Annotated in this window: 11 protein-coding genes; 7 read left to right on the top strand and 4 right to left on the bottom strand. The window is 36.8% G+C overall.

Translation table 11 applies throughout. From position 1 onward, the window contains the following. The first annotated feature begins 47 nt into the window (after positions 1-47). From tamL to QM481_RS11685, 5 genes are all read left to right on the top strand, one after another. Positions 48-2,357, top strand: a complete 2,310-nt coding sequence (gene tamL, locus QM481_RS11665; protein ID WP_445451973.1) for a translocation and assembly module lipoprotein TamL — start codon at positions 48-50, stop codon at positions 2,355-2,357. 161 nt (positions 2,358-2,518) lie between these two features. Next, positions 2,519-2,770 carry a hypothetical protein gene (locus QM481_RS11670; RefSeq protein ID WP_095160665.1) on the top strand — a complete coding sequence of 84 codons (252 nt, stop codon included), beginning with the start codon at positions 2,519-2,521 and terminating at the stop codon, positions 2,768-2,770. A 131-nt stretch (positions 2,771-2,901) separates the two neighbouring features. Continuing rightward, positions 2,902-3,963: an NAD-dependent epimerase/dehydratase family protein gene (locus QM481_RS11675; RefSeq protein ID WP_095160666.1), complete on the top strand. Its 1,062-nt coding sequence runs from the start codon at positions 2,902-2,904 to the stop codon at positions 3,961-3,963. Between the two features lie 265 nt (positions 3,964-4,228). After that, positions 4,229-5,185 carry a glycosyltransferase gene (locus QM481_RS11680; protein WP_283381922.1) on the top strand — a complete coding sequence of 319 codons (957 nt, stop codon included), beginning with the start codon at positions 4,229-4,231 and terminating at the stop codon, positions 5,183-5,185. Positions 5,186-5,223: 38 nt separating this feature from the next. Continuing rightward, positions 5,224-5,961 (top strand): glycosyltransferase family 2 protein, encoded by a 738-nt coding sequence (locus QM481_RS11685; RefSeq protein WP_166549781.1) that lies wholly within the window; start codon positions 5,224-5,226, stop codon positions 5,959-5,961. Between the two features lie 38 nt (positions 5,962-5,999). Here the strand turns inward: QM481_RS11685 and QM481_RS11690 are convergent, their stop codons facing one another. Beyond that, on the bottom strand, positions 6,000-6,449 hold the full coding sequence (locus QM481_RS11690) for a hypothetical protein (protein WP_283381923.1): 450 nt from the start codon (positions 6,447-6,449) through the stop codon (positions 6,000-6,002). Between the two features lie 78 nt (positions 6,450-6,527). On the opposite strand from QM481_RS11690, the gene QM481_RS11695 reads away from it, so the two are divergent. Further along, positions 6,528-8,285, top strand: a complete 1,758-nt coding sequence (locus QM481_RS11695; RefSeq protein WP_283381924.1) for a hypothetical protein — start codon at positions 6,528-6,530, stop codon at positions 8,283-8,285. 324 nt (positions 8,286-8,609) lie between these two features. Here QM481_RS11695 and QM481_RS11700 read toward each other — a convergent pair whose 3' ends face one another. The 3 genes from QM481_RS11700 to QM481_RS11710 form a co-directional block, all read right to left on the bottom strand. After that, positions 8,610-10,139 (bottom strand): glycoside hydrolase family 10-like protein, encoded by a 1,530-nt coding sequence (locus QM481_RS11700; protein ID WP_283381925.1) that lies wholly within the window; start codon positions 10,137-10,139, stop codon positions 8,610-8,612. A gap of 338 nt (positions 10,140-10,477) precedes the next feature. After that, positions 10,478-11,173, bottom strand: coding sequence for a response regulator transcription factor (locus tag QM481_RS11705; RefSeq protein ID WP_283328863.1), 696 nt, complete (start codon positions 11,171-11,173; stop codon positions 10,478-10,480). A gap of 182 nt (positions 11,174-11,355) precedes the next feature. Beyond that, on the bottom strand, positions 11,356-12,177 hold the full coding sequence (locus tag QM481_RS11710) for a YjiK family protein (RefSeq protein WP_283381926.1): 822 nt from the start codon (positions 12,175-12,177) through the stop codon (positions 11,356-11,358). Between the two features lie 128 nt (positions 12,178-12,305). Here QM481_RS11710 and QM481_RS11715 point away from each other — a divergent pair, with 128 nt between their 5' ends. Beyond that, positions 12,306-13,391 carry an AI-2E family transporter gene (locus QM481_RS11715; RefSeq protein ID WP_283381927.1) on the top strand — a complete coding sequence of 362 codons (1,086 nt, stop codon included), beginning with the start codon at positions 12,306-12,308 and terminating at the stop codon, positions 13,389-13,391. Positions 13,392-13,407: the final 16 nt, after the last annotated feature.

A 13,407-nucleotide genomic window follows, 5' to 3' on the forward strand; every position in this document is an offset into this window, starting at 1 on the left:
GATAGCTTGTAGCATAATGCTCAAAGCCTAAAATAGCCATTACAAACATGATTCAAAAGAGTGCACTATATATCGGCCTTATACTTCTACTAGCCAGCTGCTCAGTGACAAAAAAGCTCCCTGCTGGCGAAAGCCTATACACGGGTGCCGAAATTAAAGTCAAAGCCGATTCGAGCATCAAAAAATCAGAGATAGAACGTGTAAATGCTGAACTGGCCGAGTTTGTAAGACCCAAACCCAATACAGCTATTATGGGTTTTCCGTATCGAGTGTGGCTATATTATGTCATGGGCGAGCCACGCAAACCCAAAGGATTTAGATCATGGTTTCGCCGCAAATTTGGTGAGCCTCCTGTGCTAGCAAGTCGTGGCGTCATTAATGCCAATACCAAACAAATTAATGTCTTATTGAACAACCAAGGTTTTTTTAGAACCACCACTACAGGTGACCTTGTTGACCAAAAACGTCTAGCCAAAGCCGTTTATACCATCAATCTAAAACCGCAATATCTGCTCGATTCGATACATTTTGAAACAGATGGAGATACTAGTGTATTTGGAAAAGCGCTACTCAATACTCAGAAAAGAACGCTTTTGGTAAAGGGTAACCCGTATAATTATGAAACCTTAGTGGCAGAGCGCAATCGTATTGAACGCGAGCTAAAACAGCGTGGATTTTATTACTTCCGTCCCGATTATGTAATCTTCAAAGCAGATTCGATGAGTAAAAAAACAAAAGTGGATATTTCGGTCGAGATAAAACCCAATGTTGCTCAGGTAGCCAAAAAGATTTACTATATCAACGACATTCATGTGATTGCTGATTACGGAGATTTAAGAGTAGATACGACCAATATTAAACAAACGAACTATCAAGGAATTGATATTCAAGATCCCCTCAACAGATACCGTCCAAAAGTGTTTGCAGATGCGATTGGCTTCCGTCATGGTCGTAATTATTCTAGCCGTTTTCAGGACGTTTCTTTATCTCGTTTGATTAATCTCAAAAATTTCAAATTTGTCAAAAATAAGTTTGAATTAGTTTCTCGTTCAGACTCGGCATTGTTGGATGTGTACTATTATTTGACCCCACAAAAACACAAATCCTTACAGGCCGAATTGAGTGGTTCATCGAAATCAAACAACTTCAATGGTACAGATATTGCGGTAAATTGGCGTAATTTAAACTTGTTTAGAGGTGCTGAAATTTTTACCATTTCAGCCTCAACAGGTCTCCAGTTTCAAGTGGGTGGTGGAGCCAATGCCATCAATAACTCGACTTACAAAGTGGCAACCTCCCTTACACTTCCACGTTTTGCAGTACCATTTATCAAGTTCAATCCAACGCGTAATCAGTCCTTGCCTTCTACGACATTCAACGTCAATTACGAATATATCAATCGAGGTAATATGTATAGAACTACCTCTTTGAGTGGTTCTTTGGCCTATGACTGGAGTCAGAACTCAACACTAAGACATACGTTTACACCACTCTCAATCAGTTATGTACGAACATTTGATTTTTCATTTGATTATATCAATTACATGATTATGTTCGCGCCACAACAATTAGGTACTATTTTAGACCAAAACACGATTATACCAAGTTCTATTTATCAGTTTTTTTATAATCCAAGACCTACCAAAAGCTCAAGCTTTGCCCTGTCGGGAAGTTTTGAAATTGCGGGAAATTTAGCAAGTGTGCTTGCTAAATCAGCCAATTCAACGAATGAAGCCCAAACTTTATTTGGTGTAGGCTATGCTCGCTATATCCGAAGTGATTTGGATATGCGATATAGCAAAACTATCAATAGTAAAATCAAATGGGCGAATCGTGTCATGCTTGGCTTTGGTTTACCTTATGGCAACTCCAATTCCCTTCCATTTCCAAAACAATATATTGTGGGAGGTAGCAATAGTATCAGGGCATTTGTGGCACGTGGCATTGGTCCTGGAGCTTATTATGCCTCTGGTGATAACGCCACAACGTTCTTAGGAGCACAAGCTGGTGATATGAAATTAGAAATGAATACCGAGCTTAGAGCCAAAGTTAACGACTTTATACAAGGAGCATTATTTGTAGATGCAGGTAACGTTTGGATGTATAAAGATGAGGTTTTATATGGTGCAGATGGTGTATTTGGGAAGGATTTTTATAAGCAGCTTGCCGTTGGAGCTGGTGTTGGTTTACGTTTCGACTTTACTTATCTCTTACTTCGCTTTGATTTAGCAACGCCCCTTCGTAAGCCATACTTACCAGAGGCAGAGAGATGGGTTATTAAAGACATCGACTTTTCAAGCTCTGATTGGCGCAAAGAAAACCTAATTCTAAACATTGCGATAGGTTTGCCATTCTAAGAATAGTACAAGTTTGGGTAATTCTAAATGCTTGTAGAAGAACTGATATATCATATTTGCGAAAAAAGGTAGTTTAACTTTGCAAGAAACTTTTTTAATTAAAAAACTGGGGCTATTTTTGTAACCTAGTTTCTGATAACGAGTCAAATAAATACATAGCAATGAATCGCAAAAATATCTTAGCCATCGCAGCAGTAGCCATGTTAGCAGTAGCTTGTGACTACCAAAAAAACAATACTATCAAGCAAAAAGACCTACGCGCAGGAGATGAGTATGTGTACGGCGTTCACCCAGACAGTGCTGCACGTCAAACAAAAAATAAGTACACAGCTAAGCCAGAAAACGAAGTAAGAGCTGCAAAAATCCGTGAGAAATTGTACGGTCCTGCTGCTGAAATTACTCAAGGAAATTAATACTCTAAGATTTTAATCTTTTTTTATAGATGATAAAAAGCGTTGCGACTCTGTTTGTAACGCTTTTTAGTTAGAAGGGTACTAGGGCTTCAACCTATCCTTTTCTATTTAACCCCCTCTTTTTTATAATTATGAACATTGCATTAGTTACAGGCTCAGCTGGCCTTATTGGTAGTGAAGCAGTATCATTCTTTTCTGAAAAATTCGACCTTGTAATTGGTATTGATAATAATATGCGCCAATACTTCTTCGGTCAAGAAGCTTCAACTGCTTGGAATCGTAATCGCCTAGAAGAACAATTTGCTAATTATAAACACTATCAAGCTGATATTAGAGAAGTTTCTCAATTAGAAGTGATTTTCAAAGAATTTGGTGCAGACATCAAATTAATTTTACATACTGCAGCACAACCTTCTCACGACTGGGCAGCAAGAGAACCATTTACAGACTTTTCAGTGAATGCAAATGGTACACTCAACATGCTTGAAATGACTCGTTTGCACTGTCCTGAAGCTGTATTTATTTTTACATCTACAAACAAAGTTTACGGAGACAATCCAAACTTCTTACCATTAATCGAAACTGAAACTCGTTGGGAAATTGATACCAACCACCAGTATTTCGAAAATGGTATCGATGAAAACTTAAGTATTGACCATACTAAACACTCATTGTTTGGTGCCTCAAAAGTAGCAGCAGATATTTTGGTACAAGAATACGGTCGTTATTTCGGTATGAAAACAGGTATCTTCCGTGGCGGATGTTTGACTGGTCCAAATCACTCTGGTACGCAATTGCACGGCTTCTTGGCATACTTGATGAAATGTGCTATTACGGGTAATCACTATACTATTTTTGGTTATAAAGGAAAGCAGGTTCGTGACAATATTCACTCTTATGACTTGGTAAATATGTTCTGGCATTTCTACCAAAACCCACGTGTAGGTGAAGTATATAACGCTGGTGGTGGTCGTTTTGCTAACTGTTCAATGCTAGAAGGTATCACAATTTGTGAAGAAATTACTGGCAAGAAAATGAGTTATAGCTACTCAGAAACAAACCGTATTGGCGACCATATTTGGTATATTTCAGACCTTTCGAAGTTTAAAGAGCATTATCCAACTTGGAACTGGAAATATGGTTTGAACGAAACTCTCCAACAGATTCACGACGGTATCACTAGCCGATTGTAATATTTTTAAAGGACTTAGGACAAACTCTTAAGTCCTTTTTTATTCTTTCTATAGATAGTATTTACATTTCAAAAAGCTACATCTTATTTATTTCTACTACCCCGACTACTCCCTAAATCAAAAGATTTACGAACGACATAGCTAGTACTCGGACTAATTGATGTATTTTCAGGGTATTTAAGTGGGAGAAATACATAGGTTTGGGGTAAATTTGCATTAATTTTGTTTGATACAAACAACTTATTGGTATTACAATTAAAATATTATGCCCAATTCCATAAAAATCCTCATTCCTCTTTACAACGATTGGGATGCTTTAGAACTTCTACTTGAACGTATTAAACATACCGTTGAGGCTAGCTTTTTTGAGCAACTTTCTTTTGTAATTGTGGATGATTGCTCTTCTATTCCTTGTGATGTAAATCGTTTTGCGGCATATAAACTTGAAATTATCAGGCTTTGGCGTAATGTAAGTCATCAAAAAGCTATTGCACTAGGTCTTTCTTATTTGACAAAGGAACGCACTTTTGATTATCTTTTAGTAATGGATTCTGACGGAGAAGACCGCCCTGAAGACATGGAGCGCTTATATGATGCTTGTGTAAAAACGAAGCAAATTGTTTTTGCAAAACGTGCCAAGCGTAGTGAAGGACCTATCTTTCGAGTAGGGTATTTGATCTATAAAGCACTCTTCGGATTATTAACAGGAAAAGTTATTGAATTTGGAAATTTCAGTATACTTCCCTTTGAGCAAGCCAAGAAATTAGCTTACGTTTCAGAAATCTGGAATCATTTTCCTGGCGGAGTAATTCGTTCCAAACTGTCATACAACTCTGTTCCTATTATTAGAGGTACTCGTCTGGCGGGCAAATCTAAAATGAACTTTGTATCCTTGATTCTTCACGGGTTGAGTGCTATTTCAGTGTATCTTGACACCGTTGCTGTTCGAATCGTCATAAGTTCTCTGGTACTGGTTGTTTTGTCTATTTTAGTGGCATTGGTGGTATCCATTATTCGACTTACCACGCCTTATGCTTCACCAGGCTGGGCAACAACACTTGTTTCTACAGCAGTAATTGTGATACTACAAGCCTTTTTGAGTTCCCTTTTCTTAGTTTTTACTGTATTGAACTATCGAACTCAAAAGCATTTTATTCCAGCACTCGAATATCATGAATTAATACAACAAGTAGACTCGACAGAGCTCTGTAAGATTAACTAATATTATAGATCATTTGCCAAATAAATCAACATCATAAAATGAAATTAAGTGTAGTTATCCCTGCATACAACGAAGAGGAATCTATTCCTGAAACACTACGAACCCTGTATGCAACACTAAAAAAATACAATATTGACCACGAAATTTGTGTAACCAACGATAACTCAAAAGATCGTACTGAAGAGGTGTTGAAGTCGTTACAGTCTGAAATTCCAACCTTGGTATATTTTACCAACAAAGGTCCCAATGGTTTTGGGTACGCTGTACGCTATGGCTTAGAACGTTTTTCGGGCGATTGTGTAGCAGTTATGATGGCTGATATGTCTGACGACCCAGAAGACTTGGTGAAGTATTACAACACCATGGTTGAACAAAATGTAGATGCTGTTTTTGGAAGTCGTTTTATCAAAGGTGGAAAAGTATATGATTATCCTCGTTTGAAATTATTCATCAACCGCATCGCTAACTTCATCGTTAAACTTGCCACAGGTATCAAAACCAACGATACTACCAATGCCTTTAAATTGTACAAGCGTGAAACTATCGAGGGGATTAAACCCTTCATGTCTCCACACTTCAATCTAACGGTTGAACTACCTCTGAAGGCATACGTACGAGGTTATTCCTATGCGGTAGTACCAAACAGCTGGACTAACCGTAAGTACGGTGAATCAAAGCTTAAAATCAAAGAAATGGGTAGCCGTTATTTCTTTATTTTACTTTACTGTATGATTGAGAAGTTTTTCTCTAGAGGTGATTATATGAAGAAAAAATAATACAAATAAAAAGGATGAGGCTTATTGCCTCATCCTTTTTATTTGTGCAAAAGTAGCATTTGTAAAGTACTAAGCTGAAAAAGTGCATAAGTAAGTGTAATGCCCCAAAATACAGCAAAAATGGTCATTGTAACCAGAATTCTGAGCACAGGCACCCGAAAAGATAGTGCCAATAATGTGCCACCTATTGGTGTGAAAAACAAGGGCGTAAAGCATGATATTCCCCAAATACCAACTCTCTTCCACAATTTTACCGCAAATCTTGTACGGCGAGAAAATAGCTTTGCAGGAGTTTTTCTATATTTTTGTATCAAGCTACGAACACTTGTCCCTATTACCAAGACACTGATTACGGTAAGCATCATTCCCAAAATGGTACAAACAGCGGTCTCCCACCATGTCAATTCCAATAATAGTCCAGCAATAGGACCGTTAAAAAATTTGATTGCAGTAGCCACCATTACCGTAAAATATTTCCCTATGGCCATAGCAAAGTAGCAATTTTGATTCGTGACAAAGTTACAACTCTATCGTCATTTGTTATATATAAACCTTAATCTTGTTTCATGCAAGCCTTACTTATGTTCTCTAAACGCCTTCTTGGTATCATATTTCTTATTTTTACTGTCATTACTAGCCTCCAAGCTCAAAGTGTCTTTGTGCCTCTCAATGCTGACTATTATGACCTACTTGATCGCTATGAGATCAAATATGGGCGTTTCTCAAAAACTTTTCACACAGGTATAAAACCATACACCCGTAAGGATGTTGCCCAGTTTATCGAAGCTATCGACCAAGACACTAGCCTTCATGCTGATATGATTGACCAATTTAACTTCAATTATTTCAAAAACGATAACTGGGAATGGGTTTCCGAAGACTTTGGCGACAGCCATAAAGGAATAGGCAAATACTTTTATAAAAAACAGGCAGATGCATACTCCTTTCATAATGAGGATATCGACGTACACATTAACCCTGTAATGAATGTCCAAATTGGTTCGATAGCTGGAGGCAATCAATCCTACTATTCCTTAAATACACGTGGTATTGAGATTAGAGGAATAATCAACAATCGAATTGGTTTCTATACCTATATGACAGATAACATTTCTAGAGTACCAGATTATATCAAAGACTACGCTGATTCATTCAATCAAAATATACCAACATCTCCTATACCTATAGCAGGAATGCCAGGAGAAGGGTTAACTAAATATTTTAAACAAGATTTATTGACAACAGACTTCTTCTCGGCACGTGCCTATCTAACTTTCCAAGCTAGTAAAAATATAAGTATCCAATTTGGACACGATAAAAATATTATTGGTAATGGTTTTAGATCTATGATTCTTTCTGATAATTCAGCTCCATATTTATTTTTAAAATTAACCACTCAAATTGGCGCATTTCAATATCAAAATCTCTTTACAGAACTTATTAATCCAGGTCGTATTCCTCCTGATCAAATATTCCCCAAAAAATATATGGCAATGCATCACCTCAGTGTGAACCTCTCTTCAAAATTAAATATCGGATTTACAGAAAGTGTGATTTTTAAAAGAGATAGCACAAATGGCGTAGGGGGGTTTGAGTTAAACTATCTCAATCCTGTAATCTTTTATCGATTTGTAGAAAGTTTTCAAGGAAGTGGTGATAACGCCTTAGTCGGACTTGATTTTAAATACAATTTTGCCAAAAAGTTTTCTTTATATGGTCAATTCATGTTAGATGAATTTATTATAAAAGAGATTTTTTCCAATTCAGGCTCTTGGACTAATAAATATGGCGCTCAGGTTGGGGTTAAATATATTGATATACTGGGGATAAAACATTTAGATTTTCAAGGAGAATATAATATGGCTCGCCCTTACACTTATAGTCATAGTAAAACTGGTCTCAGCTACTCTCACTATAATCAAGCATTAGCCCATCCTTTAGGCGCAAATTTTTCAGAATTGACTAGTACATTGCGTGCTCAACCATTTTCAAAACTACAACTGGTTAGTAGAGCTATTTTTGCTAATTATGGGGAGGACAGTAATGGATCAAACTGGGGAAAAAATATACTTCTCGATTATAATACTCGTAGTCGTTTAGCATATTATAACGATAATAATGGCAATACTTTGGGACAGGGCGTAGCTTCACAACATTTGACTTTTGATATAAGAGCTTCATATCAGTTCAAACACAACTTCTTTGTAGATTTACACTATTTACGTAGGGATTTTAAAAGTCAGCAAAGTAATCTTAATAATGTCACTAATCTTCTTTCAATCGGTCTTCGTTGGAATACTGCCGATAGAGGACAGTATTATTAGGTAATAATAGTGAATTTTGAATTAGTAGTGTACGAAGGGTTTTGCAAATCATCTATTTCTGATATCGGATTGCGGAAGTGTAATCTACTATATTTTATAAAAAAAGAAGGTGTTTGTTTATGTTTCCGAAATCAGAAATCCCAAATCTGCAATAGTTGGGAATCCTCCGTACAGTACTCAACACTGTGTAGTTATCAAATATGATAAATTGACACTTGACAGGTCATTGCTATTTTAGTAATCCTCTTTTTTAGGCACGGTGCTATAGGGGATTTGAAATTAAATGACCTACATTTTGCTCAAGGTAACAAGCCAATCGTTAAATTATCGCGTATCCCCATAATTGACAACAACCATTGTGGGTGTTGACTCATTATGAAGACGGTCAAAAGAAGTGACGGCATATACATAGCCTCTGGCTCTTTCGGAAGTATAATCTAAAAAAGTAATATCTCTACCAACGTAAAGAATTTTATCAACTCTGTAAAGGTTAATCTTTTCTGCTTTTTCAAATCGATAAACGGCAAAATATACATTTTCGTTACCATCTGAAGCTTTCTCTCCTGGTTGCCAAACTAACTTATTCAGTCCATTATCTTTCAACGCAATAACCCTTTGAGGTGGTTTTGGGGCAATACTATCTTTCCATTTCATAGGAGGAATGATAGCAGGATAATGATATAACGATGCTCTTAGAGAATCTTGAACACCTCCATAATTCTCGGTTAGGCACTTTGAACTAAAAAACATACCTCCTTGAATATTGGCATTACTTCTGTCTAAGCGAATTTGACTTGTAGCCTCCACATTATTCCAGCCTGACTTGATTTTATAAATACCGTGACCGATATATAAATGACGTCCATAAGTATGTTGACTCCACCAGTCGGTCAGGACTTTGTAAGGCACTTTAGGGTGACTACGTTCAAAATACACCTGTGGTACTATATAGTCTACCCAACCTTTCTCTATCCATTTACGCGTATCAGCATAGAGTGTTTGATACGAGGTGGTGCCCGCCTGTGTTTTTGAGCCTACTTTAACAATAGGGCTATAGTTTTGCCAAACTCCAAATGGGCTAATACCATATTTTACATAAGGCTTTATGCGTTTGATTGCCTCACCTATTTGTTGAATCAAAATATCGGTATTACTTCTTCTCCAGTCCTCGATATTTCTATAGCCTGTGCCATATTTTCGAAAAGTTTCAACGTCATTTAATTGTTGCCCTTGCACAGGATATGGGTAAAAATAGTCATCAAAATGAATGCCATCAACATCGTAGTTTTTTACAATCTCAACCACTACTTGCACAATATAATCTCGTACTTCGGGGATGCCAAAATTCAACACTTTTTGTCCATCATACTGAATCATCCATTCGGGTTTGGTCATACTAATATGCTCAGGCATAATAGAGCCAGCCCTTTTGAAGGTCGCACGATTGAGGTTTAGCCATGCATGAAACTCCATGTTTCGAGCATGTGCCTCTTGAATCATAAAATCTAGGGGATCGTAAAATGGGGAAGGAAATTTGCCTTGAGTACCTGTCAAAAACTCAGACCAAGGCTCTAGTCCTTTGGCATAATAGGCATCGCAAGCATCACGAACCTGAACCATTACAGCATTCATATTTGAACGCTTATGCTCATCCAGAATTCTGATGAAATCTCTTTTTTGTTCCTCTGAATTATATTGCCCTTTTCTGGGCCAGTCTATATTGTCGACAGTAGCTATCCAAACGGCTCTAAATTCATATTTAGAAGTTAGCTCAGCCGTTCTGTTTTGTTGAGAATGACAACTAGAACATACTAAAACACAAAACAGACATACATGGAAAATAATCTTATACATACACATTCCAAAACACTTACTCGATGCCACGTAAGCAACTCTTTTTTTAGGATTTTAAATCAAAATAAGGATATACAGTTCTATTTCAGATAAAGAATTGTGGCAGGAATGCTTGCTGGGAGTTGGTGGCTTAGTTAGAAAAAAATCCTCAACAGCATTATTTTGCAAGTTATTCATAAAATGTCAGAATCTTATCCTTTCTTGATTCAATGGCTAAATTTATCCTATGTTGTAGGATTAAAATGAGTAAATGGCAACAAAAAAAGCCCTCCCGTTACGAGAGGACTTTTTTATATTTTTAATAGAAAATATTTCGTCAATATCTTATCTCATTAATTCTAAGCATCTACCGAAAACATATAACCAACACCTTTTAGCGTTTTGATATAATATTCAGGGATTTTTTCACGTAGTTTTCTAATGTGAACATCTACAGTTCTTTCTACCACGTAAACATCGCTACCCCAAACTTTTTCCAACAATTCATCACGACTAAATACTTTGTTGGGATGATGGGCAAGAAACGATAATAATTCAAATTCTTTTTTAGGCATTACTAAAGATTTACCATCGTTGAGTACAGTGTAGTTTACTCGGTTGATAAAAAGTGAGCCTATCTCCAATTTATCTTCAGCCTCTGACTGCTGCGAATCTCTTCTCAAAAGTGCTTTCAAACGACTTAGCAATGCACGAGGCTTGATAGGTTTTACAACGTAATCATCAGCACCCACATCAAACGCTGCTACTTCGGTGTATTCCTCTGCACGAGCTGTCAAAAACAAAATGTAGGTATCCTTAAATTCTGACAGCAATCTCAATTGACGAGCCGTTTCGATTCCATCCATTTTTGGCATCATCACGTCGAGCAAAATCAAATCTGGTTTAAATTTTTTTGCCACCTCCAAGGCTTGAAGCCCGTCTGTTGCCGAGGCTGTATCAAATCCTTCTTTAGTAAGGTTGTACTCTAATAGCTCAATAATATCTGGGTCGTCGTCGACCAAAAGGATTTTGGGAGTTGGTAGCGTATTGCTCATATATTTGATAATTAGTCGTTGAGCGAAAGTATCATTACTCAACAAAATCAACTCACTGGATGCAATTAATTAAAAATTAATCCAATATTACCCCAGCATTAAGTGTCATTAAGTAACGCGGCTAATAACTACTTGCACTCAAAAGCCAATACAAAATTAGTTATCTCAATATTAAGGAATTGTTAATTCTCACAGACCCTATATATTTCACCCTGTTCGTTGGTGATAATTACTACATTTTCATCTAAAAATGCTATAGATTCGGTCTGTTTATGGGGAAAATTTAAACAATAGAGCGGGTTCGAAAAGTCTATTTGGTGTTCTATAATTCTAAAATAATAAATCTTTCCATAACTTATTAACACAAATTTATTTTTCTGTGGATTAATGGCTGCCCCTGTTATTGGCGTCCTCAGATTGATATGCGATTTGAATTGTAAAGTATCAGCATTATCTCCTATTTTTCTCACAAATAAGTCTGTGCCTGATTTATCCAAATTCTTCGTAAAAACATAAATAGAACCCTGTGCAACAAACATAGCCTCTGCATCTGGAACAGTCTGTTTTTCAGGATAATGAATAGGGATTTTTTGTAAAACAGCATCTATCTTTTTGTTTACTTGATAAATACATAAATCCCGACGCTGATGCGAATTATTACCAATATCACCTATATAAAGATTCCCTTGCTCATCGGCAGATATATCTTCCCAATCAACATTTTTAGCCTGAGAAATAGGATAGGTATTCAGTAACTTTCCAGACAAATCTATTTGATAAATATAAGGGGCACCACCGCTATCATTATGTGTCAATAAGGTTGAATCCTGAGCTAAATATACCAATCCAGAGCTCTCATTGACTTGCTGAGGCAGGTATCCTATTCGTTCAACTTTTAAATGTTTTTTTCCTTTCTGAAAACCTAATTCATGAACTTCATGTCGGTAACTTGCCAACGATGCCTTTAGGTTAAATAAGAACCATAGAATTTTGTATTTGAGCATAAACTGTTTTGGGGTAATTTGTAGGTTCTCGATAATAAAACTAGCTATTTTCAGTTTTTTAAGTATTTTTGAAAATAAGGTTTATCTCTTTTTATTCTCAGGCATCGACAATACTATAATCCATTGCTATGTTATCAGAAATCAAGCTTCCTCCATCTATCAAATTACTCATTGGTCTTCTAACGGTATCGATTATCGTTTGGTGGATGTACCTATTACAAGAAATTCTCATTTTAGTCTCGTTTTCGGTGCTATTCTCGATGTTGCTCTATCCTTTGTGTCATCGACTTGAGAAATGGCATTTTCCACGAACCTTAGCCATCTTTGTATGTCTATTGGTTACGCTTGCCATCATGGCTGGGGTCATTAGCCTAATAGCACTGCAAATTGCCGATTTTTCAGATACCTTTCCTACTTTTCTGAAAAAAGGCGAAACATTCATTAATGAATTGCAATCTTGGGCGTCACACAACTTACATATTAGTCGTAAAAAACAAGTAACAGAGCTTCGCAATCAGTCGTTGACTTTGCTCAAAAATAGTGGCAATATCATTACTAACGCTCTGGGTACAACACTCAACTCGCTATCGTCGGCAATGTTGATTCCTATTTTTGTGTTTTTCTTTTTACTCTATCGCGACTTTTTCCGTCGCTTCTTTTATCTAGCTTTTGGTAGAGGAAATCGTAAAAAGATAGACCTCGTTTGTACCAGAATTTACACTGTAGTACAGAGTTATTTGCTAGGATTATTTACGGTAATTTTGATTGTGGCGGCACTCAATACATTGGGCTTGTGGTTGCTAGATATTGAATATGCTATTTTCTTTGGTACACTTGCAGCATTCTTGTTATTGATCCCCTACATTGGTATCATGATAGGCTCAATTTTACCTATGTTAATGGCGCTTATTACCAAAGATTCGCCAATGTATGCTGTGGGAGTGGCTGGCGTATTTTTGTTTGTGCAATTTTTAGAAGGGAACTTCATTACACCTCATATTGTAGGCTCAAAAGTAAGTATCAATCCACTAGCGGCTATGATTGCCCTGATTTTGGGAGGTCAACTTTGGGGGATTTCGGGTTTGGTATTGGCTTTGCCATTCATTGCAATACTCAAGGTAGTATTTGACAATATTGACTCACTAAAGCATTATGGTTACCTGCTAGGCGAAGCCGAAATTCATCATAAAGGTGGGGGAAGGATATTGGGATAGTAGGCAAAAAGCAGCA

Origin of the sequence: Flectobacillus rivi (genome assembly GCF_030056655.1) — a bacterium.
In the GTDB taxonomy this organism is placed as follows: Bacteria; Bacteroidota; Bacteroidia; order Cytophagales; family Spirosomataceae; genus Flectobacillus; species Flectobacillus rivi.